We start from the raw sequence: 24,035 nt of genomic DNA on the forward strand, positions 1-24,035 counted from the left end.
TCGAAATTACGGCCATCATCAAATCGTAAAATCCGGCCAAATAAATACAAACCGAATGGGCATATATATTTTTCCGGCTCCGTTTACCCGCCTGTCCATAATGAAACCTTGCTGAGTGACACCTTTGGGTGATGGCAAAGTGCGCTAGGGGGGGCCAAAGCGAGTGCAAGACTCACCAAACCCCCACAACCCCAATCCTGATAAACTCCCCCACCTCCCAGCCTCACCGATTCCAGATCCCCCATGTCCGTATCCAACGCCACACCCGCCCCACTCTCCCGCCGCTTCTCCGTCGCCCCGATGATGGATTGGACCGACCGGCACTGCCGTTTCTTCCTGCGCCTGCTGTCGAAGAACGCCCTGCTCTACACCGAAATGGTCACCACCGGTGCCTTGCTCAACGGCGATCACGAGCGGTTCCTGCGCCACAACGAAGCCGAGCATCCGTTGGCGTTGCAGTTAGGTGGCAGTGTGCCACTTGACTTGGCGGCGTGTGCGCGGATGGCGCAGGAGCATGGGTACGATGAGGTGAATCTGAATGTGGGCTGCCCCAGTGACCGGGTGCAGAACAATATGATCGGGGCGTGCCTGATGGGGCACCCGCAGTTGGTGGCCGATTGTGTGAAGGCGATGCGCGATGCGGTGTCGATTCCGGTGACGGTGAAGCATCGGATCGGGATCAATGGCCGTGACAGTTATGAAGAGCTGTGCGATTTCGTTGGTACGGTGCGTGATGCCGGTTGCACCAGTTTTACCGTGCATGCGCGGATTGCGATTCTGGAGGGGTTGTCGCCGAAGGAGAACCGCGATATTCCGCCGTTGCGTTATGACGTGGCTGCGCGGTTGAAGGCGGATTTTCCGGAGCTGGAGATTATTCTCAACGGCGGGATCAAGAGCCTGGAAGCCTGTCACGAGCATTTGCAGACGTTCGATGGGGTGATGCTCGGGCGTGAGGCTTATCACAACCCTTACGTGATGGCCGAGGTGGATCAGCAGTTGTTTGGCAGCACGGCGCCGGTGATCACGCGCGCCGAGGCGTTGGCGCAGTTGCGGCCTTATATCGCCGCGCACCTGGAAACCGGCGGGGCGATGCACCATATCACCCGGCATGTACTGGGGCTGGGCACCGGGTTTCCGGGGGCGCGCAAGTTTCGCCAGTTGCTGTCGGTGGATATCCACAAGGCGAAGGAGCCTTTGGCCTTGCTGGATCAGGCGGCCGGGTTGCTCGAGGGGCGTTGAGCGCCCCGCTGTTTCAGCGCTTGGGCAGCTCGATGGTCACTTTCAAGCCGCCCCACTCGCTTTCGTGCAGCAGCAACTCCCCGCCCCAGGTGTCGACGATGTCGCGCACAATACCCAGGCCCAGGCCATGCCCGTCGGTCTGTTCATCCAGGCGCGTGCCGCGGCTGAACACCTGGTCGCGCTGGTCCTGGGGGATCCCCGGGCCGTCGTCTTCCACATTTAACTCGTAGGCTTGCGCGGTTTCGATCACGCTCAGGCGCACTTCGGCGTCTGCCCATTTGCAGGCGTTGTCCAGCAGGTTGCCGAGCAGTTCCAGCAGGTCTTCGCGGTCCCAGGGCAGTTGCAGGCCGGTGGGCGCGACATAGCTGAGGTGCAGGTGTTCGCCGTGGATCATGTTCAAGGTGGCGAGCAATCCCGGCAGTTCGGCATCGCAATCGAACAAGGCCCCCGGCAAGGCGTCGCCGCTCAAGCGGGCGCGGTTGAGTTCGCGATTGAGTCGCAGGCGGACCTGTTCCAGCTGATCCTTGAGGACCTGGCGCAGTTGCGGGTGCGCGTCGAGTTGCTCGCTGGAAGCCAGGCTCAACAACACCGCCAACGGGGTTTTCAGGGCGTGGCCGAGGTTGCCCAGGGCATTGCGCGAGCGCTTGAGGCTATCTTCGGTGTGGGCCAGCAAATGGTTGATCTGGGTCACCAGCGGTTCCAGTTCGATCGGCACCTGATCGTCGAGTTGCGAGCGTTGGCCCTGTTGCAGTTGCGCGATCTGTTCCCGGGCTTTTTCCAACGGGCGCAAGGCGCGTCGCACGGTGATCCGCTGGAGCAGCAGGATCAGCAGCAGGCCCGCCAGTCCCAGGCCGAGGCCGATCTGCTGCATGCGCTGGAAGCTTTCGCGCACCGGGGTGTAGTCCTGGGCCACGCTGATGGAAATCGACTGGCCCAGGCGCCGATAGTCGGAACGCAGCACCAGCAACTGCTGGCCTTCCGGGCCCAGTTGCAGGTTGCTCTCCAGGCCCGGGTGCTCGAGGCGTGGCAGTTCCTGGTCCCACAATGAACGAGAACGCCAATGGCTGTCGGCGAAATCGATGCGGAAATAATGGCCAGAAAACGGCCGCTGATAAGCCGGCGACAATAGTCGCTCATCCAGTTGCAAGCCCTGGGGGCCGCGCACCAGCGCTATCAACAGGTTTTCGCTGTCGTTGCGCAACCCGGCTTCGAGGTAGCGCTGCAATCCCACTTCGAACAGCCACAGGCTGGTTTGCGCCAACACCAGGCCGACGATCACCATCACGCTGATCAGGCCCAGGCTCAAGCGGCGCTGGATCGACCTCACCGGGCTTGTCCACCCAGCAGGTAACCTTGGCCACGACGGGTTTCGATCACGCTGCGCCCGAGTTTGCGGCGCAGGTGATTGACGTGGACTTCCAGCACGTTCGAGTCGCGCTCGGTTTCACCGTCGTAGAGGTGTTCGGCCAGGTGGCTTTTGGAGAGGATCTGTTCCGGGTGCAACATGAAGTAGCGCAACAGGCGAAACTCGGCGGCCGTGAGCTGGATGTCGGCGCCATCGCGGGTCACGCACTGGCGCCCCTCGTCCAGGTGCAGCCCGCCCGCCTTCAGGGTCGGTTGATTGACCTGGCCATGGGAGCGGCGCAACAGCGCCTGAATGCGCAAGTGCAGTTCTTCGGGGTGGAAAGGCTTGGTCAGGTAGTCGTCGGCGCCGGCCTTGAGGCCTTCGATGCGCTCGGCCCAGGAACCGCGGGCGGTGAGGATCAGCACCGGCGTCGCCAAGCCACCGGCACGCCACCGCGTCAACACCTCAAGCCCGGGCAGCCCCGGCAGGCCGAGGTCGAGGATGATCAGGTCGTAGGGTTCGGTGCTGCCCTGGTGCACCGCGTCGCGACCGTCGGCCAGCCAGTCCACGGCATACCCTTGGCGATTGAGGCCGGCCAGCAGTTCGTCGGCCAGCGGCACGTGGTCTTCCACCAGGAGCAAACGCATCGGTCAATCTTCCTTGTCTTTGAGTAAACGGCCGGTGGTGGCGTCGATGTCCAGTTCGCGGACCACGCCTTCGCTGGTCAGCAATTCGACTTCATAAATGTAGACGTCATGCTTTTCTTCGAGCTCGGCTTCCAGCAGCTTGGCGCCCGGATAACGATCCAGTGCCTGCTGTAAAAGTTGCTCGAGCGGCAGGATCACACCTTGTTGGCGCAGGCGCAGGGCCTCGTCCTGGTCGAGGTCGCGGGCCGCCACCACCGAGCAAAAAACCAGCAGCGCCAGCGCCAGGCGGGCGCTGGCGCGTCGAAGTGAAAAGGATTGCAGCGTCATTACGTGTCCTGATGATCCTTGAGAATCTGCCCGCTGACCGCGTCCAGCTCCAGGTCCCACTCGAGGCCCTGCGGATCGCGCAGTTCAATCTGGTAGATGTACTTGCCGTACTCTTCTTCCAGTTCGGTTTCCGTGACCGTGGAGCCTGGGTGCTTGGCCAGCGCGGTGGCGTTGAGCTTCTCGAAAGACACAATGGTACCAGCGTCTCGCAGTCTCAGGGCTTCGTCGGGCCCGAGGTCACGTGCATGGGCGAGGCTGGCGGACATGGCGATGAGGGATGTGACGAACAGGGCAGTGAAGGATTTCATGGGGTGTCTCCGTATCTTTTATGTGTTGCCTACGGGGCTCACCTTAGCGAAACGAACTTAACTGAAACTGAATTGCCATCATGCACAACTATTGTGCCAGTACTTCATCCGCCCTGCCGCCCGCGCGCTGGATCACCAGGTGGATGAAGTGCAGCTTGGCGATCACCGCGGGCGGCAGCACGAAGGGGTAGAAATCCGGCTGGCCCATGCTGCGCGACAATTCATTGAGCATGCCGGCCAGTTCGATCCACGCATTGACGAATGAGAGGAACGCGGTACCGCCGGGGTGCTGCGGATCGTAGAGGGTGCTGGGGGGAAAGGGCTGATAGTCGAGGTCCATTTCCCGTGCGCTCATGCCAAACCCGAGCGCGGTGTCGACGGCGTCCATCATGTGCAGGTAGTGAGCCCAGGTTTCGGCCCAGTCTTCCCAGGGGTGCATGGTGGCGTAGGCGCTGACGTACTGCTGCTGCCAGTCGAGCGGCGCGCCTTGCTGATAATGCCGCTCCAGGGCCTCGGCGTAGCTGGCGCGTTCGTCGCCGAACAGGTCGCGAAAGGGATCCAGCCAGTCACTATCAGCAATCAAGCGGTCCCAATAGTAATGCCCGACTTCATGACGAAAATGCCCGAGCAAGGTGCGATAGGGTTCGTGCATTTGCACCCGCACCTGTTCGCGGTGGGCGTCGTCGGCTTCCTTGATATCGAGGGTGATCAGGCCATTGGCGTGGCCGGTGGTGGGTGCATTGCCTTCGAGGTCGACGCCGATGAAGTCGAAGGCCAGGCCGACTTCCTCATCCAGGGTTTTCGGGACCACCTGCAACCCGAGGCTGACCAATTGCGCAACCAGTCGGCGCTTGGCGATTTCCATCTTGCGCCAGCGCTCGTGGTTTTCGGCAATGGATAAGTCGGGGATGGTACGGTTCAGGCTACAGGCGATGCACAGTGAGTCGTGGTCATTGGCGGGGAGCAACCAGTTGCAGGCGGCGGGCGAATCGAGATTGGCGCAGCGACGAAACAGGCCGGCAGAGGGATCGGCATCGAGCAGCCAGGTGTCGTGCTGTTCGCCTGGTTGCAGCGAAGACAGGCGGCTTTGCTCTGGCTGATAACCCAAGGCTGCAGAACAGGCCAGGCACTGGCTGTTGCGAAAGAACAGCGACTGCCCGCATCGACAGGGCCAGATCTTGCTGTTGCGCGAGCTTTCGCCGATGAAGGGGGCCGCGATACGCGACGTGAGCTGTTCGAAGAAGCGGTGCATGAGCGATCTCTCCCTGGGGCTTGCCAAGACTAGATCATTCCTGGGTGAAGATCGTTCCCATGCTCTGCGTGGGAATGCCTCAAGGGACGCTCCGCGTTCCAGCTCTCGAATGGGACGCGGAGCGTCCCGGGCTGCATTCCCACGCAGAGCGTGGGAACGATCACTTAGACCGCAATACCGTGTTTTTTCAGGAACTCGACGAACGCCTCTTCATCCAGCACCTTCAACCCCAGCTCATTGGCCTTGGTCAACTTCGATCCCGCTCCCGGCCCCGCGACCACGCAATGGGTCTTGGCTGATACGGAGCCTGCGACTTTGGCACCGAGGCTTTCGAGTTTGTCCTTGGCCACATCGCGGCTCATCAGTTCCAGCGAGCCTGTGAGCACCCAGGTCTGGCCGGCCAGGGGCAGGCCTTCGACGACTTTCTTCTCGCTGTGCCAGTGCATGCCGAAATCCGCCAGTTGCTTCTCGGCGGCTTCGGCCAGTTGGCGATTGGCCTCGATGGCGAAAAATTCGCGAACCGAAGTGGCCTGCTTCTCGGGCAATGCCTGGCGCATGTCCAACCAGTCGGCGCTGATCACCGCTTGCAGCGAACCGAACTTGTCAGCCAGTTTCTGCGCCCCGCCCGGCCCCACCGAAGGGATGTGCAGCTTGTCGAGGAAACCGCCCAACGTGGTGCTGGCGGCAAACTCGGCGCCCAGCTCGCCCTGGTCCTGAATCTGCAAACCGTGGTTGAGCAGTTCGGTAATGACCTGCTGGTTGTGCGCATCTTCGAAGAAGCTGTGAATTTCGTGGGCCACTTCCAGGCCGACGTCCGGCAGGTAGGTCAGCACTTGTGGCAAGGCTTTTTGCACCCGCTCCAGCGAACCCAGGGAACGTGCCAGCACCTTGGCCGTCTCTTCGCCGACATCGGGAATTCCCAGGGCGTAGATGAAGCGTGCCAGACCCGGTTTCTTGCTGTCGGCAATAGCACTGAGCAGCTTGTTACTCGACAGCTCGGCAAAGCCTTCCAGGTCGACGATGTCTTCGAACTTCAGGGCGTACAGGTCGGCCGGCGAACTCACCAGCCCTTCATCGACCAGCTGTTCGACGCTCTTGTCGCCCAAGCCTTCGATGTCCATGGCGCGGCGGGAGACGAAGTGAATGATCGCCTGCTTGAGTTGTGCACCACAGGCCAGGCGCCCGACGCAGCGGTACACCGCGCCTTCGCTGACCGTCTCGCGACCCTTGCTGCGCTTGACCAGTTGCGTGCGCTCGACATGGGAGCCGCACACCGGGCACTGCTGCGGGATCTGCACCGGCCGGGCGTCTTCCGGGCGACGCTCGGTGACCACTTGCACCACTTGCGGGATCACGTCGCCAGCACGGCGAATGATCACCGTGTCACCGATCATCAGGCCCAGGCGCGCCACTTCGTCCATGTTGTGCAGCGTCGCGTTGGCCACGGTGACACCGGCAACCTTGACCGGCCTGAGGCGCGCCACCGGCGTCACCGCGCCGGTGCGGCCGACCTGGAATTCCACGTCGAGCAGCTCGGTGAGTTCTTCCATGGCCGGGAATTTATGGGCGATGGCCCAGCGCGGTTCTCGGGCACGGAAGCCCAGTTCGCGCTGGGACGCGATGCTGTTGACCTTGAACACCACACCGTCGATTTCATAGGGCAACGCATTGCGGCGCTCGCCGATGTCGCGGTAGTAATCCAGGCACTCATCGATGCCGTTCGCCAGCTTCAGCTCATGGCTGATCGGCATGCCCCAGGCCTTGAGTTGCTGCAGGTTGCCGATGTGCGTGTCGGCGATGTCCGCAGACACCTGGCCGATGCCGTAGCAGCAAAACTCCAGCGGACGGTTGGCGGTGATCTTCGAATCCAGCTGGCGCAAGCTGCCGGCCGCGGCGTTGCGTGGGTTGGCGAAGGTCTTGCCGCCGACTTCCAGTTGCGTGGCATTGAGCCGCTCGAAACCGGCCTTGGACATGAACACTTCGCCGCGCACTTCCAGGGTCGCCGGCCAGCCAGTGCCGTGCAGCTTGAGCGGGATGTTGCGCACGGTGCGCACGTTGACGCTGATGTCTTCGCCGGTGGTACCGTCGCCGCGGGTGGCCCCGCGCACCAGCATGCCGTCCTGATAGAGCAGGCTGACCGCCAGGCCATCGAGCTTGGGTTCGCAGCTGTATTCAACCGCCGCGCCAGCGCCGAACAGATCACCGGCCGGCAGGTCCAGGCCCTCGGTCACCCGACGGTCGAACTCGCGCATGTCGGTTTCTTCGAAGGCGTTGCCCAGGCTGAGCATCGGCACTTCGTGGCGTACCTGGGTGAACGCCGACAGCGCCGCGCTACCGACCCGCTGGGTTGGCGAGTCGCTGGTGACCAGCTCGGGATGGGTCGCTTCGAGGGCCTTGAGCTCGTTGAACAACCGGTCGTACTCGGCGTCCGGGATGCTCGGCTCGTCCAGCACGTGATAACGATAGTTGTGCTGATCCAGCTCGGCACGTAGCTCTAGAATGCGGTCTTGGGCGGCAGTCATGGGTGGTCTCTCATAAAGCAAAAGAGCAGCCGAGGCTGCTCAATTTCGATGCGGCGTTGATTCATTGTAGGAGCCTGCGGTGCGGCGATCCGACTTGCCGGCGAAGGCGTATTCGACATCGCCATCGCCAGCAAGCCGGCTCCTACAGGGGTACGGAGGTTTCCACACGTTACAAATATCAGCGCTTCTGGGTCAGTGCGCGACGCTCGAATTCAACGATGCGTTGACGGTAGTGCTCGATCGTCTGGGCGGTCAGTACACTGCGCTGGTCGTCCTTCAGCTCGCCGTTCAACTCTTGTGACAGTTTACGTGCTGCAGCCACCATCACGTCGAAGGCCTGCTTCGGATGACGCGGGCCTGGCAAGCCGAGGAAGAAGCTCACCGCCGGGGTGCTGAAGTGGTCGATGTCGTCCAGGTCGAAGACGCCAGGCTTGACCGCGTTGGCCATGGAGAACAGCACTTCGCCATTGCCCGCCATGCTTTCGTGACGGTGGAAGATGTCCATTTCGCCGAAACGCAGGCCACTTTCGAGAATGTTCTGCAGCAGCGCCGGGCCCTTGAAGCCGGCCGGGTCGCGGCAAATTACGCTGATGACCAGCACTTCTTCTGCTTGCGGCTGCTCTTTTTCGCTGACCGCAGGCGATGCCTTGGTGTCATCCGGGAAATCGTCGTCACGGCTACTGAAGCTAGGGCCGCCGTCCAGGTCCAGGCTGAGGTTCATGTCACCCTGGGAAGGCTCGCCATGGCCACGCTTGCCGCGCTTGGAGCCCGAATCGCGGGCAGGCATGCTCACTGACGGCAGGTCGCGCTCGTCCAGTTGCGGTTCCTTGTGCGTATCCAGGACGCGAGACGGGCCCAACACCTCGGGGCTGGTGTCCTCGTCAGGCAGGTTGGACAGGCTCCGGTCAAGACGGAATTTCAGCTTTCCCTTGCCGCCGCGCATACGGCGCCAGCCATCGAAAAGAATACCGGCAATGACAATAATGCCGATGACGATCAGCCACTCGCGCAGACCGATTTCCATGTAATCCCGTGCCTCTATAAAAAATGCTGAAAAATAAGGGGCTTACATTCTGTAAACCGCTTTAAAACGTGGCGCCAACTCTATGTTCTGACAGGCGTTTTGCCCACGTATACGAAAAATTGACATTAAACTAGCACGACCAAAGGCAACTTTACACCGTCTGGCACGTTGGCCCCGCGATTATGTCGATTGGCCAGCAAGTCGGCATGGCTAATTAGGTCCCACCGCTAAAAAATCCGACCTGAAAGCCATGTTTCAGGCGTCCACCATCGCCATGGCCTCCTCGACATCCACCGCCACCAGACGCGAGCAACCCGGTTCGTGCATCGTCACCCCCATCAGTTGTTCAGCCATTTCCATGGCGATTTTGTTGTGGGTGATATAGATGAACTGCACCGTCTGCGACATCTCCTTGACCAGTCGTGCGTAGCGTCCAACGTTAGCGTCATCCAATGGCGCGTCCACTTCATCGAGCATGCAGAACGGCGCCGGGTTCAGCTTGAAGATCGCAAAAACCAGGGCCAATGCCGTCAGGGCCTTTTCGCCACCTGATAGCAAATGGATGGTGCTGTTCTTCTTTCCGGGCGGCTGCGCCATGATCGTCACCCCTGTATCGAGTAGATCTTCGCCCGTCAGTTCCAAATACGCGCGCCCTCCACCGAAAACTTTTGGGAAAAGTGCCTGTAAACCGCCATTGATCTGATCAAAGGTATCTTTGAAACGGTTTCGGGTTTCCTTGTCGATCTTGCGAATCACGTTCTCGAGCGTATCGAGCGCTTCGACCAGATCGTCGTTCTGGGCGTCCAGATAACGTTTACGCTCCGATTGTTGCTGATACTCATCAATGGCCGCGAGGTTGATCGCGCCCAGGCGCTGGATTCGCGCGACAATGCGCTCGAGTTCTTCCTCGGCGGCTTTCTCGCTGGCCTCGGCGGTCAGCGTGGCCAGCACGCCGTGCAGGTCGTAGCCGTCTTCAAGCAACTGGTCCTGCAATGCCTTGCGCCGCACGGTCAGGGCTTGCCATTCCATGCGCTGGTTTTCAAGCTGGCCGCGAATCAGCTGGGACTGTTGTTCGGCCTGGTTGCGGCGCTTTTCAGCGTCACGCAGTTCACGGTCGGCGTCTTCCAGGGCGATCTGCGCGGTCTTGAGCTCTTCGTCGACGGTCATGCGCTTGTCGAGCAGTTCTTCGAGCTTGAGGCGCAGCTCTTCCAGCGGCGCCTCGCCCTCTTCGAGGTTGAGGCTCAGTTGCTCGCGTTTTTCCGTCAGGCGCTCGGCCTGCATTTCCAGGCGCTCCAGGGCCTGGCGCGTCGAGTCATGCTGGGCCCGCAGCGAACCCAGGCGCACCGCCAGTTGATGGGCGTGATCCTTGTGCTGGCGGGCTTCCTGGCGCACCCGGTCAAGCCGTTCGCGCAAGCTGTCACGCTGGGCCAGCAGCAGCTCGCGCTGCTCGGTATCCAGGGCCATGGCGTCGAGGGCCTCCTGCAAGTGCACGCGCGCTTCACCGATCTGTTCATGTTCCAGGGCTCGCTGTTCCGCCAACTCCTGGAGCTCTTCATCGAGGCGCGTGCGCCGCAGGTTCAACTGCTCGGCCTTGGCCTTGCCGGCCGACAGCTGAGCCTTGAGTTCACCTTGCTGGCGCGCTTCGTCCTGCAGCAGGCGGCGCAAATGTTCGCGGCCGTTTTCCTGCTGGCGCTGTTGCGCCCGCAGGTTTTGCAATTCGGTTTCCAAGGCTTCGACGGCCGCTTCACGTTCTTCGCGTTCAAGGCCCAGTTTCTGGATTTCCTGACCCCGGGCGAGCATCCCGCTTTCCGCTTCACTGGCGCGGCGCACGCGCAAAAAGTGCCGACCGACCCAATATCCGTCGCGGCTGATCAGGCTCTGGCCCGCTGCCAGCTGCCCACGCAACCCCAGCGCTTGTTCGAGGCTTTCGACGGGTTTGACCTGCCCCAGCCACGGCGACAGATCGATCTGCGCCTCGACTTTATCGAGCAGGCTGCCGGGCACGCGCGCGCCGTCGGTCGCGGGGCTGAGCAAGCGCAGATCGCCTTGGGTAAACCCGGACAAATCGAAATCGTTGAAGTCATCCACCAGCACCGCTTGCAGGTCGGCCCCCAGTACGGTTTCCACCGCCAGCTCCCAACCGGCTTCAACCTTCAGGCCTTCGGCCAGGCGCGGGCGGTCCGCCAAATTCTGCTCGCTCAGCCATTGCGCGGTGCCGGTGCCCGGGTCGAGTGCGGCTTGCTGCAAGGCTTCAAGCGAAGCCAGGCGACCGTTGAGGCGCTGCAGATCGCCCTGGGCCTGTTGCTGCGCCGACAGTGCCTGCTGCAATTGCTGGCGCAGTTGCTCGAGCTTTTCAACCTGAGCTTCTTCACTGGTCTGCAAATCTTCGAGGGTCGCCTCGGATTCAGCGAGCTGCTCGTTGAGCGCCATGATCGCCGCGTCTTCCGGGTCCGCCGACAACAAGGCGCGCTCTTCACCCAGGCGCCGGTGCCGTTCGGCCAGGCGCTCCAGGCTGGTTTCCAGCTGCTGAATGCGTGATTGCTGGACTTCCGACTGGCGCCGTGGCTCGGCGGCACTGAGGTTGAACGTGTCCCACTGCTCCTGCCAGCCGTGCATGGTGGTTTCGGATTCCTCCAGCGCAGCGGCGGCCTCTTCGGCGGCGGCGCTGGTGACTTCCTGCTCCGGCGTGAGCATGTCCAGTTCTTCGCCGAGGGTCAGCAACAGTGTGCGGTCGTGGCCCAAGTGCGACTCGGTCTCCAGGCGCGCGCGCTCGGCTTCCTTCAAGTCGTCCTGCAATTGGCGCAGGCGCTGTTGCCCATGCTGGATGCTCTGCTCGACCCGGGCGATGTCGCCGCCGACCGAATAGAAGCGCCCCTGCACCAGATTGAAGCGCTCGGAGAGGTCGTGATGGCCGTCCCGCAAGCGTTCGATACTGGCGTCGGCGTTGCGCTGTTCGGCCACCAGGGCTTCGAAACTGACTTCCTGGGTGCCAATGATCGCTTCGCGCTGGCCGACCTGATCGTTCAGGTCCTGCCAGCGCAGGGCCGACAGTTGCGCCTTGAGCTGGCGCTCCTCGCCTTTGAATTCCTGGTACTTCTTGGCCGCTTCGGCCTGGCGGTGCAAGCGTTCGAGCTGACGTTCGAGCTCTTCGCGCAGGTCGGTCAGGCGCTCCAGGTTTTCGTGGGTGCGGCGGATGCGGTTTTCGGTTTCGCGCCGACGCTCCTTGTACTTGGAGATCCCCGCCGCCTCTTCAATGAAGTTGCGCAGGTCTTCAGGCTTGGACTCGATCAGCTTGGAGATCATCCCCTGTTCGATGATCGAGTAGCTGCGCGGGCCCAGGCCGGTGCCGAGGAAGATATCGGTGATGTCGCGGCGCCGGCATTTGGTGCCGTTGAGGTAATAGGTGGTCTGGCTGTCGCGGGTGACTTTGCGGCGAATGGAAATTTCCGCATAGGCGGCGTATTCACCGAGCAATGTGCCATCGGCGTTATCGAATACCAGTTCGATGCTCGCCTGGCTCACCGGCTTGCGGCTGGTGGAGCCGTTGAAGATGACGTCGGTCATCGACTCGCCGCGCAGGTTCTTCGCCGAACTTTCGCCCATCACCCAGCGCACGGCGTCGATGATGTTCGACTTGCCGCAACCATTGGGCCCAACCACCGCCGCCATGTTGCTGGGGAAGTTCACTGTGGTCGGGTCGACGAAGGACTTGAACCCCGCCAACTTGATGCACTTTAGCCGCACGCTTATGCGTCCGTCAGGGCAGAGATCACCAGATCGCAACTGCGCTGGCCATAAGCGGTCAGCACTTCGCGGATCAGTGGAAAATCACGGGCGATCACTGCAGCAAGCAGACGTTCGAACAGCTCCAGATACTCACTCATCGAGGCCTTGCGTTGCTCCAGGGCGAGAAAATACGCACGGCTCATGGCCGGCTGCAGATTCTCGACGGTTTCCTGCAGGTAAGGATTGTTGGCAAACGAGTACGTGGCACGCATCACGTTGAAACTGTCGTCGACGAAGGCATGGATGTCCTGGCGCTCGTAGCTGGCCGTCAGGCGCTGCTGGATCTGCACGAACGGCGCCAGGTCGGCCTGGACTTTCCAGCCAGTGGCCACGGCGTTGGCGAGCAGGATGTACATCTCGCTCATCAGCGTGCAAAGGCTCTTGACCTTGTGCGCGGTGAGTTCGGTGACGTGGGCGCCACGTCGCGGCAGGATGGCGATCAGGTGCCGGCGCTCGAGAATCAGCAAAGCCTCGCGGACCGAGCCACGACTGACGTCGAGTGCCTGCGTGACCTTCTGTTCCTGGATGCGCTCCCCGGGCTTCATTTCGCCGCGAATGATGCGTTCGGCGAGATGATGCGCGATTTGCTCGGCGAGGCTGTCCGGCGCCTTGAACGTCATGGTTGTCCTTCAAACTCTTCGATTTGTACAAGCGGCGCAGTGTAGCGCAATTGATACGTCATGGCGCAGGGCCCACCCAGTGGTTTTTGGCACGATTCAAGCAAAAAGCAGGCTGTTGATCGAGGGTCAATAATGAAGAAAAGCGACGTTAATCGACAAAATGCACTTTCCTGACCTTTAAGTCAGAAAATCATTGACCGAAAAGTCAGACCTGCTAAATTCGGTTCATGGCGGTTAACAACAATAATGAGTCTGCGAGGCCTTCCGTGATCCAGTTTTTACTCAACCAGGAACTCCGTAGCGAGCACGCCCTGGACCCGAACCTGACCGTGCTCAATTATCTGCGCGACCATGTGGGCAAACCCGGCACCAAAGAAGGCTGCGCCAGCGGAGACTGTGGCGCGTGCACCGTGGTGGTCGGCGAATTGCAGACCGATGATGCGGGCCGCGAACACATTCGCTACCGCAGCCTCAACTCGTGCCTGACGTTCGTTTCGTCCTTGCACGGCAAGCAACTGATCAGCGTCGAAGACCTCAAGCACAAGGGCGAACTGCACAGCGTGCAGAAGGCCATGGTCGAGTGCCACGGCTCGCAATGCGGGTTCTGCACCCCTGGTTTCGTGATGTCGTTGTTTGCCCTGCAAAAGAACAGCGACGCACCGGATCAGCACAAGGCCCACGAAGCCCTGGCCGGCAACCTCTGCCGCTGCACCGGCTATCGGCCGATCCTGGAAGCCGCCGAGCAGTCCTGCTGCGCTAAAAAGCCGGATCAGTTCGATGCCAACGAAGCCCAGACCATTGCCCGGCTCAAAGCCATCGCGCCGACCGATATCGGCGAACTCAACAGCGGCGACAAGCGTTGCCTGGTGCCTTTGACCGTGGCCGACCTGGCCGACCTCTACGACGCTTATCCACAGGCCCGGCTGCTGGCCGGCGGCACTGACCTGGCGCTGGAAGTGACCCAGTTCCATCGCACGTTGCCGGTGATGATCTACGTCGGCAACGTCGCCGAAATGAAGCGCATCGAACGCTTCGACGACCGCCTGGAAATCGGCGCCGCCACCGCCCTCTCCGACTGCTACGAGGCCCTGAAGGCCGAGTACCCGGACTTCGGCGAACTGCTGCAACGCTTCGCCTCCCTGCAGATCCGCAACCAGGGCACTTTGGGCGGCAACATCGGCAACGCCTCGCCCATCGGCGACTCGCCGCCCCTGCTGATTGCCTTGGGCGCGCAAATTGTCCTGTGCAAGGGCGAAACCCGCCGCACCCTGGCCCTGGAGGATTACTTCATCGATTACCGCGTCACGGCGCGCCAGGAAAGCGAGTTCATCGAGAAGATCATCGTGCCTCGCGCCAGCGTCGAACAGCTGTTCCGCGCCTACAAGGTGTCCAAGCGCCTGGACGATGACATTTCGGCCGTGTGCGCGGCATTCAACCTGCGCCTGGAAAACGGTGTGGTCGCCGATGCCCGCGTGGCCTTCGGTGGCATGGCGGCCATTCCGAAACGCGCCAACAGTTGCGAAACCGCGCTGATCGGTTCGCCCTTCAACAGCGCCACCGTTGAACGCGCCTGCGCTGCCCTGGCCGAAGATTTCACACCGCTGTCGGACTTCCGCGCCAGCAAGGAATACCGCCTGCTCAGCGCACAAAACCTGCTGCGCAAATACTTCATCGAACTGCAAACGCCGCACATCGAGACTCGGGTGACCGCTTATGTCTAACCATCACGCCGTAGAGAAGACCCAGGCCGAACTGGCTGAACTGTTCGCCAAGGACCTGACCACCGGTGTCGGCCGCAGCGTCAAGCACGACAGCGCCGCCAAGCATGTGTCCGGTGAAGCGCAGTACATCGATGATCGCCTGGAGTTTCCGAACCAGTTGCACGTGTACGCCCGCATGTCGGACCGTGCCCACGCCCGGATCATCAGCATCGACACCTCGCCGTGCTATGCCTTCGAGGGTGTGCGCATCGCCATTACCCACGAAGACGTACCAGGCTTGAAGGACATTGGCCCGTTGCTGCCGGGCGATCCGCTGCTGGCGATCGACACCGTGCAATTCGTCGGTCAACCCGTGGTGGCCGTTGCCGCCAAAGACCTGGAAACCGCACGCAAGGCGGCGATGGCCGCGATCATCGAATACGAAGACCTGGAACCGGTACTGGACGTGGTCGAAGCCCTGCGCAAGCGCCACTTCGTGCTCGACAGCCACACGCACCAGCGCGGCGATTCGGCGACGGCGCTGGCCACTGCCGAACATCGCATCCAGGGCACGCTGCACATCGGCGGGCAGGAACACTTCTACCTGGAAACCCAGATTTCCTCGGTGATGCCCACCGAAGACGGCGGCATGATCGTCTACTGCTCGACCCAGAACCCCACCGAAGTGCAGAAACTGGTGGCCGAAGTGCTGGACGTTTCGATGAACAAGATCGTGGTCGACATGCGTCGCATGGGTGGCGGTTTTGGCGGCAAGGAAACCCAGGCGGCCAGCCCGGCCTGCCTGTGCGCAGTGATCGCGCACCTCACCGGCCAGCCGACCAAGATGCGCCTGCCCCGTGTCGAAGACATGCTGATGACCGGCAAGCGGCACCCGTTCTATGTCGAATACGACGTGGGCTTCGACAGCACCGGACGCCTGCACGGCATCAACCTGGAACTGGCCGGCAACTGCGGCTGTTCGCCAGACCTGTCGGCGTCGATCGTCGACCGCGCGATGTTCCACTCGGACAACTCGTATTACCTGGGCGACGCGACCGTTAACGGTCATCGCTGCAAGACCAACACCGCCTCGAACACCGCCTACCGTGGGTTCGGCGGCCCGCAAGGCATGGTCGCCATCGAAGAAGTGATGGACGCCATCGCCCGTCACTTGGGGCTGGATCCGCTGGCGGTGCGCAAGGCCAACTACTATGGCAAGACCGAGCGCAACGTCACCCATTACTACCAGACCGTCGAGCACAACATGCTCGAGGAAATGACCGCCGAACTGGAAGCAAGCAGCCAGTACGCCGAGCGCCGCGAAGCGATCCGTCGCTACAACGCCAACAGCCCGATCCTGAAAAAGGGCCTGGCGCTGACCCCGGTGAAATTCGGCATCTCCTTCACCGCCAGCTTCCTCAACCAGGCCGGCGCCCTGGTACACGTCTACACCGACGGCAGCATCCACCTGAACCATGGCGGCACCGAGATGGGCCAGGGCCTGAACACCAAAGTCGCGCAAGTAGTGGCCGAGGTGTTCCAGGTGGAAATGGACCGCGTGCAGATCACCGCGACCAACACTGACAAAGTACCGAACACTTCGCCGACCGCGGCCTCCAGCGGCGCCGACCTGAACGGCAAGGCTGCGCAGAATGCCGCTGAAACCATCAAGAAACGCCTGGTGGAATTTGCCGCGCGGCAATACAAGGTCAGTGAAGAAGACGTGGAGTTCCACAACGGCCACGTGCGGGTTCGCGATCACATCCTGACTTTCGAAGCACTGATCCAGCAGGCGTACTTCGCCCAGGTGTCGCTGTCGAGTACCGGGTTCTACAAGACCCCGAAAATCTACTACGACCGCAGCCAGGCCCGGGGGCGTCCGTTCTATTACTACGCCTTCGGTGCAGCCTGCTGCGAGGTGATCATCGACACCCTGACGGGCGAGTACAAAATGCTGCGCACCGACATCCTCCACGACGTCGGTGCCTCGCTGAACCCGGCCATCGACATCGGCCAGGTCGAAGGCGGTTTCATCCAGGGCATGGGCTGGCTGACCATGGAAGAGCTGGTGTGGAACAACAAGGGCAAGCTGATGACCAACGGCCCGGCCAGCTACAAGATCCCGGCCGTGGCGGACATGCCGCTGGACCTGCGGGTGAAGCTGGTGGAAAACCGCAAGAACCCGGAAGACACGGTGTTCCATTCCAAGGCCGTGGGCGAACCGCCGTTCATGCTCGGCATCGCCGCCTGGTGCGCGATCAAGGACGCCGTGGCGAGCCTGGGCGACTACCGGCATCAACCGAAGATCGACGCGCCGGCGACGCCGGAGCGGGTGTTGTGGGGCTGTGAGCAGATGCGCCAGTTGAAGGCGGCGAAGGCTGTCGAGGCCGATGCCGAGTTGGCTTCGCTCTAAGACCGAGGCGCGGCCTTCGCGAGCAGGCTCGCTCCCACAGGGGAAAGCATTCCAAATGTGGGAGCGAGCCTGCTCGCGAAGAGGCCCGAACAGACAACAGAGATGTTGAGGTGAAACATGTACAACTGGATCGACGCCCTCGCCGACCTGCAAAACCAGGGTGAACCCTGCGTGTTGGTGACCATCATCGAAGAGCTCGGCTCGACGCCGCGCAATGCTGGCTCGAAGATGGTTGTCAGCGCCCACCAGGCCTTCGACACCATCGGTGGCGGACACCTGGAATACAAGGCCATGCAGATCGCCCGCGAAATGCTCGCCAGCGGCAAGCAGGACACCCATCTCGAGCGCTTCAGCCTCGGTGCCAGCCTGGGCCAGTGCTGCGGCGGCGCGACCGTGTTGCTGTTCGAACCGATGGGCCAGGTCCAGGCGCAGATCGCCGTGTTTGGCGCCGGCCACGTCGGTCGCGCGCTGGTACCGCTGCTGGCCAGCCTGCCCTGCCGGGTGCGCTGGATCGACTCGCGGGAAGACGAATTCCCGGAACAGATTCCCCACGGCGTACGCAAGATCGTCAGCGAAGAACCGGTGGATGAAATCGACGACCTGCCCGCCGGCAGCTACTGCATCGTCATGACCCACAACCACCAGCTCGACCTCGAACTCACCGCCGCCATTCTCAAGCGCAACGACTTCGCCTACTTCGGCCTGATCGGCTCGAAAACCAAACGGGTGAAGTTCGAACACCGCCTGCGCGACCGCGGCTTCGACAGCAGTGTCGTGCAACGCATGCGCTGCCCGATGGGCATCGGCGAAGTCAAAGGCAAGCTGCCTGTGGAAATCGCCATCTCCATCGCCGGCGAGATCATCGCCACTTATAACGCCAGTTTCGGCCAACAAACGTCCCGCGCCGAACCGATTGCCAAGTTGCTGCCCGTTTCACGCCGCAGCCAGGCCACCAACTTGAAAGCCTCAAATTGAGAACTGACATGCCCCTGACTCGCAAAGCCTACCGCGCCGCCATTCTGCACAGCATCGCCGACCCCGCCGAAGTCGGGATCGAAGCCTCCTATGAGTATTTCGAGGACGGTTTGCTGGTGATCGAAAACGGCAAGATCAGTGCCCTTGGCCACGCCAGTGAACTGCTGCCAACGCTGCCGGCCGATATCGAGATCACCCATTACCAGGATGCACTGATCACCCCCGGCTTCATCGACACCCACATCCATCTGCCACAAACCGGCATGGTCGGCGCCTACGGCGAGCAACTGCTGGACTGGCTCAACACCTACACCTTCCCCTGTGAAAGCCAGTTCGCCGACAAGGCTCACGCTGACGAAGTGGCGGACATTTTCATCAAGGAACTGCTGCGCAACGGCACCACCACCGCGCTGGTGTTCGGCAGCGTGCATCCGCAATCGGTGAACTCGTTCTTCGAAGCTGCCGAGCAACTGGACCTGCGCATGATCGCCGGCAAGGTGATGATGGACCGCAACGCCCCGGACTACCTGACCGACACCGCCGAATCCAGCTATTTGGACAGCAAGGCGCTGATCGAGCGCTGGCACGGCAAGGGTCGCCTGCACTATGCCGTCACCCCGCGCTTTGCCCCGACCAGCACCCCGGAACAGTTGACCCTGGCCGGCCAGTTGCTGACCGAATACCCGGATCTGTACATGCAGACCCACATCAGCGAAAACCTCAAGGAAATCGAGTGGGTCAAGGAACTGTTCCCGGAGCGCAAAGGCTACCTGGATGTCTACGACCACTACCAGTTGCTCGGCGAGCGCTCGGTCTTCGCCCACGGTGTGCACCTGTGCGATGACGAATGCGCGCGACTGGCAGAAACCGGTTCGGCCATCTCCTTCTGCCCGACTTCGAACTTCTTCCTCGGCAGCGGCCTGTTCAACCTGCCGATGGCCGAGAAGCACAAACTCAACGTCGGCATCGGCACCGATGTAGGCGGCGGCACCAGTTTCTCGCTGCTGCAAACGCTGAACGAGGCCTACAAGGTCATGCAGCTGCAAGGCGCGCGCCTGAGCCCGTTCAAGTCGCTGTACCTGGCCACCCTCGGCGGCGCCCGTGCGCTGCGTCTTGAAGACAAGATCGGCAATCTGCAGCCGGGCACCGACGCCGACTTCCTGGTGCTGGACTACAACGCCACGCCGTTGCTGGGCTATCGCCTGCAGCAGGCCAATAATATTGCCGAGACGTTGTTTGTGTTAATGACCCTGGGGGATGACCGGACGGTGTTGCAGACGTATGCGGCGGGGAACCTGGTGCATCAGCGCTGAGTTTCCCCGGACACTGATCGTTCCCACGCAGAGCATGGGAACGATCCAGACTCAAAAAAAACCCCCCGCGACCTTTCGGTCCGGGGGATTTTTTCATCGACTCTCTCAGATTTTCGCTGGCGAACGCCCAGGCTTCTTGGTCTGCAGCAAATGCGAGAACACCGCATGCAAATCATCTGACGCACTTTCTTCATCGAGATTGAGCTTGCTGTCGATGTGATCCATGTGATGCATCATCAGGTTCACCGCCAGTTCAGCATCGCGCTTTTCAATGGCGTCGATCAGTTGGGTGTGTTCGTCGTAGGAGCAGTGGGAACGGTTGCCGCTTTCGTACTGGGCGATGATCAGCGAAGTCTGGGACACCAGGCTGCGCTGGAAGCTGATCAGCGGGGCGTTTTTTGCCGCTTCGGCCAGCTTCAGGTGGAACTCGCCAGACAGGCGGATGCCGGCACCACGATCGCCACGGGAGAAACTGTCGCGCTCGTCGTTGACCATCTGGCGCAATTCGGCAATTTGCTCGGCGGTGGCGTGTTGAACCGCCAGTTCAGTGATCGCACGTTCCACCAGGCGCCGGGCCATGAACACCTGGCGCGCCTCTTCGACACTCGGGCTGGCAACGACAGCACCGCGATTGGGACGCAGCAATACCACGCCTTCATGGGCCAGGCGCGACAGCGCGCGGCGAATGATGGTGCGGCTGACCCCGAAAATTTCCCCCAGCGCTTCTTCGCTCAACTTGGTGCCGGGCGCCAGGCGCTGTTCGAGGATAGCCTCGAAGATATGCGCGTAGACAATATCGTCCTGGGTTCCGCTGCGGCCGGCTTTGCCTGCGCGCGGCTGTTTCTTTAGGGGTTGCAACTGTTCGTTCATGGGCACTCGAGTCGGGAGAACTGCGGCGAATTGACGGTGACTGTAATACGGCACAGTGGGTCGCTGGCAAGTATCGCGTAAAAAACACTGCGATTGTACACAATGGTTGGTGCCAACACGACTGTACGGCTGTTTGTCACTTCCGCTGTATCGCAACGATCCATTACGTTTGAGTTTAGGCTTTAAAGCAGAATTCGCAGCCTGAACAAGGAACAACGCTGTCATGACAGACGCCACGCACACGCAACTGCGCCCCCTGGCCGACACATCGCCATCGGCCATCGTCGCCGGGTTCATCGCCATGATGACTGGCTACACCAGTTCACTGGTGCTGATGTTCCAGGCCGGGCAAGCAGCCGGGCTGACCAGCGGGCAGATTTCCTCGTGGATCTGGGCGATATCCATCGGCATGGCGGTGTGCTCGATCGGCCTGTCGTTGCGCTATCGCACCCCCATCACCATTGCCTGGTCCACCCCGGGCGCGGCTCTGCTGATCACCAGCCTGGGGGGCGTGACCTACGGTGAAGCGATCGGTGCCTATATCACCTGCGCAGTGCTGGTGACCATTTGCGGGCTGACCGGCAGTTTCGAGCGCCTGGTGAAAAAGATTCCGGCGTCCCTGGCGGCGGCTTTGCTGGCGGGGATCCTGTTCAAGATCGGCAGCGAGATTTTCGTCGCGGCCCAGCATCGCACCGCGCTGGTGCTGGGCATGTTCTTTACCTACCTGGTGGTCAAGCGCCTGTCGCCGCGTTATGCAGTATTGGGCGCATTGCTGATCGGCACGGCGTTGTCCGGGGTCATGGGGCTTCTGGACTTCAGCGCGTTCCACCTGGAAGTGGCCACGCCTGTGTGGACCACACCGCATTTCTCCCTGGCCGCGACCATCAGTATCGGCATCCCGTTGTTCGTGGTCGCGATGACTTCGCAAAACATGCCGGGCATCGCCGTACTGCGCGCCGACGGTTACAACGTGCCGGCCTCGCCGCTGATCACCACCACCGGCATCGCCTCGTTGTTGCTGGCGCCATTCGGTTCCCACGGGATCAACCTGGCTGCCATCAGCGCGGCGATCTGCACCGGGCCACATGCCCATGAGGATCGCAACAAACGCTACACGGCGGCGGTCTGGTGCGGGATTTTCTATGGCATCGCCGGTGTGTTCGGCGCGACGCTGGCAGCGTTGTTTGCCGCTTTGCCCAAGGAGCTGGTGCTGTCGATTGCCGCACTGGCGTTGTTCGGTTCGATCATCAATGGCTTGAGCATCGCCATGAGCGAGGCGAAGGAGCGTGAAGCGGCGCTGATTACCTTCATGGTCACGGCATCGGGGCTGACGCTGTTTTCCATCGGTTCGGCGTTCTGGGGAATTGTGGCGGGGGTGGTGACGCTGGTGATTCTGAATTGGAGTAAAAGCTGAAAGATCGCAGCCTTCGGCAGCTCCTACATTGAACGCGTGGCCCTGTAGGAGCTGACGAGTGAAACGAGGCTGCGATCTTTTGATCCAAAAAAAACGGCGACTCAAGGGTCGCCGATTTTTTCAGAACATCAAGCTACCGGATTGATCGGCTTTTCCGGGTACCAGACGTCCAGCAGCGGGCTGACTTCAACACTGGTCAGCTCGGTGCGGCCTTTGAGCCAGGCTTCAACGGCAGCGCGCTGTTCAGCGCTGACCGAGCCACGCTTGATCAGGCAAACCAGACCGTAGTCATCACCGCCGACATAGCCCAGACCGTTGGCTTCCATGGCTTCTTTAAGGAAGGCCTCGAGGAAGGCATCAATGGCTTCTTCGGACAGATCTTCCTTGAAATCCAGGTTCAGTTCGAAACCCAGCTCTTGAAATTCATCGACGCACAATTTTTTGCGCAGACGCTGGGAACGGTTAGTCGCCATTGGAACAATCCTCTTAAGTAATAACGGGCCGCACTTTAGCAGTTTAAGCCGCCAATTGCCCGATTCTCTGGGCCGCGATGCCTACCGTCGGTAAAAAATAGCCGATTGGAGGCCCCACGCACGGCACACGCTGTAGCACCTTGGGGCATAATGCCGACACTTTCATGACTACTGAGGGAATTTATCTTCATGCCCTCGTCTTTTTCCCCCTCGGCTGTAGGGTTTTATTTACATGATCAAATCGTTGCGTCCATTGCTCCTGGCCGGCCTGCTTTTCCCCCTGGCCCTCCCCGTTTCCGCTGATCAGATCAACACCAGCCTGTCGCCCAATGTCGAAAAAGCCCTCAAGGCCAGCAAATTGCAGGACAACGCCCTGTCGCTGGTGATGATTCCGCTCAACGGCCCCGGCACCCCGACCATTTTCAACGCCGACGTCTCGGTCAACCCGGCGTCGACCATGAAGCTGGTCACCACTTACGCGGCCCTGGAAATGCTCGGCCCCAATCACCAGTGGAAAACCGAGTTCTATACCGATGGCACCCTGAGCGGCGGCATCCTCAACGGCAACCTCTACCTCAAGGGTGGCGGTGATCCGAAGCTGAACATGGAAAAACTCTGGCTGCTGATGCGCGACCTGCGCGCCAACGGCGTGACCCAGGTGACCGGCGACCTGGTCCTGGACAAGAACTTCTTCGTGCAACCGCAACTGCCCGAGTTCAACGACGACGGCAACGACGAGAACAAGCCGTTCCTGGTCAAGCCCGATGCGTTGTTGGTCAACCTCAAGGCCCTGCGTTTCGTGGCGCGCAACGATGGCGGCCGGGTGCTGGTCTCCGTGGAACCACCGATTGCCAGCATCCGCATCGAAAACCAGGTCAAGGCGATCAATTCCAAGCAATGCACCGGCGGCGTGCGCTACAACCCGGTGCCCCAGGCCGATGGCAGCGTGACCGTGACCGTCGGTGGCCAGTTGGGTGATGGCTGCAGCTCGCAAACCTACCTGTCATTGCTGGACCACGCGACCTACACGGCCGGTGCCGTGCGCGCGATCTGGAAAGAACTGGGCGGCAGCATCCAGGGTAAGGACGTGCTGGCGGCAACGCCCAAGGGCGCCAAGGTACTGGCCCGGGCCTTCTCGCCGGATCTGGCGGAAATCATCCGCGACATCAACAAATACAGTAACAACACCATGGCCCAGCAGCTGTTCCTGAGCCTGGGCCAGAAGTACCGCACCGACGCCGACGCCGACGACGCCAAGGCCGCCCAGCGCGTTGTGCGCCAGTGGCTGGCGAAGAAAGGCATCACCGCGCCGCACCTGGTGATGGAGAACGGCTCCGGGCTGTCTCGTGCCGAACGTGTCAGTGCCCGGGAAATGGCGTCGATGCTGCAGGCCGCCTGGCGCAGCCCTTATGCCGCCGAGTACATCGCCTCAATGCCGATTGCCGGTACCGACGGCACCATGCGCAAACGCCTGAAGACCACCGCGATGCGCGGTGAAGCCCACGTCAAGACCGGCACCTTGAACACTGTGCGGGCGATCGCCGGCTTCAGCCGCGACATCAACGGCAACACCTGGGCAGTGGTAGCGATTCTCAACGACAAGGCACCGTTTGGCGCATCGTCGGTGCTCGACCAGGTGCTGCTGGACCTGTATCGCCAGCCGAAACTGGCGCAGACCGCTTCGGTGCTCTAACCCCACCTCAATCAACTGTGGGAGCGAGCCTGCTCGCGAAAGCGGCTTATCAGTCACATCGATGTTGAATGTACTGCCGTCTTCGCGAGCAGGCTCGCTCCCACAGTGATGGTG

The 24,035-nt window shown here is 61.3% G+C and carries 18 protein-coding genes; 7 read left to right on the top strand and 11 right to left on the bottom strand.

Going from position 1 to position 24,035, the window contains the following annotated elements:
* Nucleotides 1-243 precede the first annotated feature (243 nt).
* Nucleotides 244-1,239 (top strand): tRNA dihydrouridine(20/20a) synthase DusA, encoded by a 996-nt coding sequence (dusA, locus tag HGP31_RS22530; protein ID WP_033045456.1) that lies wholly within the window; start codon nt 244-246, stop codon nt 1,237-1,239.
* 13 nt (nt 1,240-1,252) lie between these two features.
* Here dusA and HGP31_RS22535 read toward each other — a convergent pair whose 3' ends face one another.
* From HGP31_RS22535 to HGP31_RS22575, 9 genes are all read right to left on the bottom strand, one after another.
* Nucleotides 1,253-2,566: a sensor histidine kinase gene (locus HGP31_RS22535; protein WP_168758714.1), complete on the bottom strand. Its 1,314-nt coding sequence runs from the start codon at nt 2,564-2,566 to the stop codon at nt 1,253-1,255.
* Nucleotides 2,563-3,231: a response regulator transcription factor gene (locus HGP31_RS22540; RefSeq protein WP_168758715.1), complete on the bottom strand. Its 669-nt coding sequence runs from the start codon at nt 3,229-3,231 to the stop codon at nt 2,563-2,565. The genes HGP31_RS22535 and HGP31_RS22540 overlap by 4 nt, the downstream gene beginning before the upstream one ends.
* 3 nt (nt 3,232-3,234) lie before the next feature.
* Nucleotides 3,235-3,558 carry a PepSY domain-containing protein gene (locus HGP31_RS22545; RefSeq protein ID WP_020795928.1) on the bottom strand — a complete coding sequence of 108 codons (324 nt, stop codon included), beginning with the start codon at nt 3,556-3,558 and terminating at the stop codon, nt 3,235-3,237.
* A complete protein-coding gene (locus HGP31_RS22550) occupies nt 3,558-3,866 on the bottom strand; it encodes a PepSY domain-containing protein (RefSeq protein ID WP_020795927.1) in 309 nt (102 codons plus the stop codon). Before HGP31_RS22550 ends, HGP31_RS22545 begins: the two co-directional genes overlap by 1 nt.
* Before the next feature lie 88 nt (nt 3,867-3,954).
* Nucleotides 3,955-5,118 (bottom strand): zinc-binding metallopeptidase family protein, encoded by a 1,164-nt coding sequence (locus tag HGP31_RS22555; RefSeq protein WP_033045460.1) that lies wholly within the window; start codon nt 5,116-5,118, stop codon nt 3,955-3,957.
* A 164-nt stretch (nt 5,119-5,282) separates the two neighbouring features.
* Nucleotides 5,283-7,640 carry an NAD-dependent DNA ligase LigA gene (gene ligA / locus HGP31_RS22560; RefSeq protein WP_020795925.1) on the bottom strand — a complete coding sequence of 786 codons (2,358 nt, stop codon included), beginning with the start codon at nt 7,638-7,640 and terminating at the stop codon, nt 5,283-5,285.
* 178 nt (nt 7,641-7,818) lie between these two features.
* Nucleotides 7,819-8,664, bottom strand: coding sequence for a cell division protein ZipA (gene zipA, locus HGP31_RS22565; RefSeq protein ID WP_168758716.1), 846 nt, complete (start codon nt 8,662-8,664; stop codon nt 7,819-7,821).
* Between the two features lie 255 nt (nt 8,665-8,919).
* Nucleotides 8,920-12,408, bottom strand: a complete 3,489-nt coding sequence (smc, locus tag HGP31_RS22570) for a chromosome segregation protein SMC (protein ID WP_168758717.1) — start codon at nt 12,406-12,408, stop codon at nt 8,920-8,922.
* Between the two features lie 2 nt (nt 12,409-12,410).
* Nucleotides 12,411-13,070: a GntR family transcriptional regulator gene (locus tag HGP31_RS22575; RefSeq protein ID WP_020795922.1), complete on the bottom strand. Its 660-nt coding sequence runs from the start codon at nt 13,068-13,070 to the stop codon at nt 12,411-12,413.
* A 266-nt stretch (nt 13,071-13,336) separates the two neighbouring features.
* On the opposite strand from HGP31_RS22575, the gene xdhA reads away from it, so the two are divergent.
* The 4 genes from xdhA to guaD all read left to right on the top strand — a co-directional run bounded on the left by xdhA (nt 13,337) and on the right by guaD (nt 19,471).
* Nucleotides 13,337-14,791, top strand: a complete 1,455-nt coding sequence (gene xdhA, locus HGP31_RS22580) for a xanthine dehydrogenase small subunit (protein WP_020795920.1) — start codon at nt 13,337-13,339, stop codon at nt 14,789-14,791.
* On the top strand, nt 14,784-17,183 hold the full coding sequence (gene xdhB, locus HGP31_RS22585; protein ID WP_020795919.1) for a xanthine dehydrogenase molybdopterin binding subunit: 2,400 nt from the start codon (nt 14,784-14,786) through the stop codon (nt 17,181-17,183). The genes xdhA and xdhB overlap by 8 nt, the downstream gene beginning before the upstream one ends.
* 117 nt (nt 17,184-17,300) lie before the next feature.
* Nucleotides 17,301-18,158 carry a xanthine dehydrogenase accessory protein XdhC gene (gene xdhC, locus HGP31_RS22590; RefSeq protein WP_033045249.1) on the top strand — a complete coding sequence of 286 codons (858 nt, stop codon included), beginning with the start codon at nt 17,301-17,303 and terminating at the stop codon, nt 18,156-18,158.
* 8 nt (nt 18,159-18,166) lie between these two features.
* Nucleotides 18,167-19,471, top strand: a complete 1,305-nt coding sequence (gene guaD, locus HGP31_RS22595; protein ID WP_020795917.1) for a guanine deaminase — start codon at nt 18,167-18,169, stop codon at nt 19,469-19,471.
* Nucleotides 19,472-19,576: 105 nt separating this feature from the next.
* Here guaD and HGP31_RS22600 read toward each other — a convergent pair whose 3' ends face one another.
* The gene (locus HGP31_RS22600; protein WP_007971481.1) at nt 19,577-20,341 is read right to left on the bottom strand and encodes a GntR family transcriptional regulator; all 765 of its coding nucleotides are present in this window, start codon (nt 20,339-20,341) and stop codon (nt 19,577-19,579) included.
* A gap of 223 nt (nt 20,342-20,564) precedes the next feature.
* Here HGP31_RS22600 and HGP31_RS22605 point away from each other — a divergent pair, with 223 nt between their 5' ends.
* On the top strand, nt 20,565-21,755 hold the full coding sequence (locus HGP31_RS22605) for a benzoate/H(+) symporter BenE family transporter (RefSeq protein WP_033045248.1): 1,191 nt from the start codon (nt 20,565-20,567) through the stop codon (nt 21,753-21,755).
* A gap of 128 nt (nt 21,756-21,883) precedes the next feature.
* Here the strand turns inward: HGP31_RS22605 and HGP31_RS22610 are convergent, their stop codons facing one another.
* Nucleotides 21,884-22,228 carry a YggL family protein gene (locus HGP31_RS22610; RefSeq protein WP_008056407.1) on the bottom strand — a complete coding sequence of 115 codons (345 nt, stop codon included), beginning with the start codon at nt 22,226-22,228 and terminating at the stop codon, nt 21,884-21,886.
* Nucleotides 22,229-22,460: 232 nt separating this feature from the next.
* Here HGP31_RS22610 and dacB point away from each other — a divergent pair, with 232 nt between their 5' ends.
* Nucleotides 22,461-23,921, top strand: coding sequence for a D-alanyl-D-alanine carboxypeptidase/D-alanyl-D-alanine endopeptidase (dacB, locus tag HGP31_RS22615; protein ID WP_020795914.1), 1,461 nt, complete (start codon nt 22,461-22,463; stop codon nt 23,919-23,921).
* The last annotated feature ends 114 nt before the right edge of the window (nt 23,922-24,035 follow it).

Source organism: Pseudomonas umsongensis, assembly GCF_012647205.1.
GTDB classification, from domain to species: domain Bacteria; phylum Pseudomonadota; class Gammaproteobacteria; order Pseudomonadales; family Pseudomonadaceae; genus Aquipseudomonas; species Aquipseudomonas umsongensis.

Coding starts and splice junctions, on each gene's coding strand:
- zipA (WP_168758716.1), bottom strand. CDS start 8,664: ATGGAAATCGGTCTGCGCGAGTGGCTGATCGTCATCGGCATTATTGTC.
- HGP31_RS22550 (WP_020795927.1), bottom strand. CDS start 3,866: ATGAAATCCTTCACTGCCCTGTTCGTCACATCCCTCATCGCCATGTCC.
- HGP31_RS22575 (WP_020795922.1), bottom strand. CDS start 13,070: ATGACGTTCAAGGCGCCGGACAGCCTCGCCGAGCAAATCGCGCATCAT.
- xdhB (WP_020795919.1), top strand. CDS start 14,784: ATGTCTAACCATCACGCCGTAGAGAAGACCCAGGCCGAACTGGCTGAA.
- ligA (WP_020795925.1), bottom strand. CDS start 7,640: ATGACTGCCGCCCAAGACCGCATTCTAGAGCTACGTGCCGAGCTGGAT.
- HGP31_RS22540 (WP_168758715.1), bottom strand. CDS start 3,231: ATGCGTTTGCTCCTGGTGGAAGACCACGTGCCGCTGGCCGACGAACTG.
- HGP31_RS22555 (WP_033045460.1), bottom strand. CDS start 5,118: ATGCACCGCTTCTTCGAACAGCTCACGTCGCGTATCGCGGCCCCCTTC.
- HGP31_RS22545 (WP_020795928.1), bottom strand. CDS start 3,558: ATGACGCTGCAATCCTTTTCACTTCGACGCGCCAGCGCCCGCCTGGCG.
- HGP31_RS22610 (WP_008056407.1), bottom strand. CDS start 22,228: ATGGCGACTAACCGTTCCCAGCGTCTGCGCAAAAAATTGTGCGTCGAT.
- xdhC (WP_033045249.1), top strand. CDS start 17,301: ATGTACAACTGGATCGACGCCCTCGCCGACCTGCAAAACCAGGGTGAA.
- guaD (WP_020795917.1), top strand. CDS start 18,167: ATGCCCCTGACTCGCAAAGCCTACCGCGCCGCCATTCTGCACAGCATC.
- HGP31_RS22605 (WP_033045248.1), top strand. CDS start 20,565: ATGACAGACGCCACGCACACGCAACTGCGCCCCCTGGCCGACACATCG.
- dacB (WP_020795914.1), top strand. CDS start 22,461: ATGATCAAATCGTTGCGTCCATTGCTCCTGGCCGGCCTGCTTTTCCCC.
- HGP31_RS22600 (WP_007971481.1), bottom strand. CDS start 20,341: ATGAACGAACAGTTGCAACCCCTAAAGAAACAGCCGCGCGCAGGCAAA.
- dusA (WP_033045456.1), top strand. CDS start 244: ATGTCCGTATCCAACGCCACACCCGCCCCACTCTCCCGCCGCTTCTCC.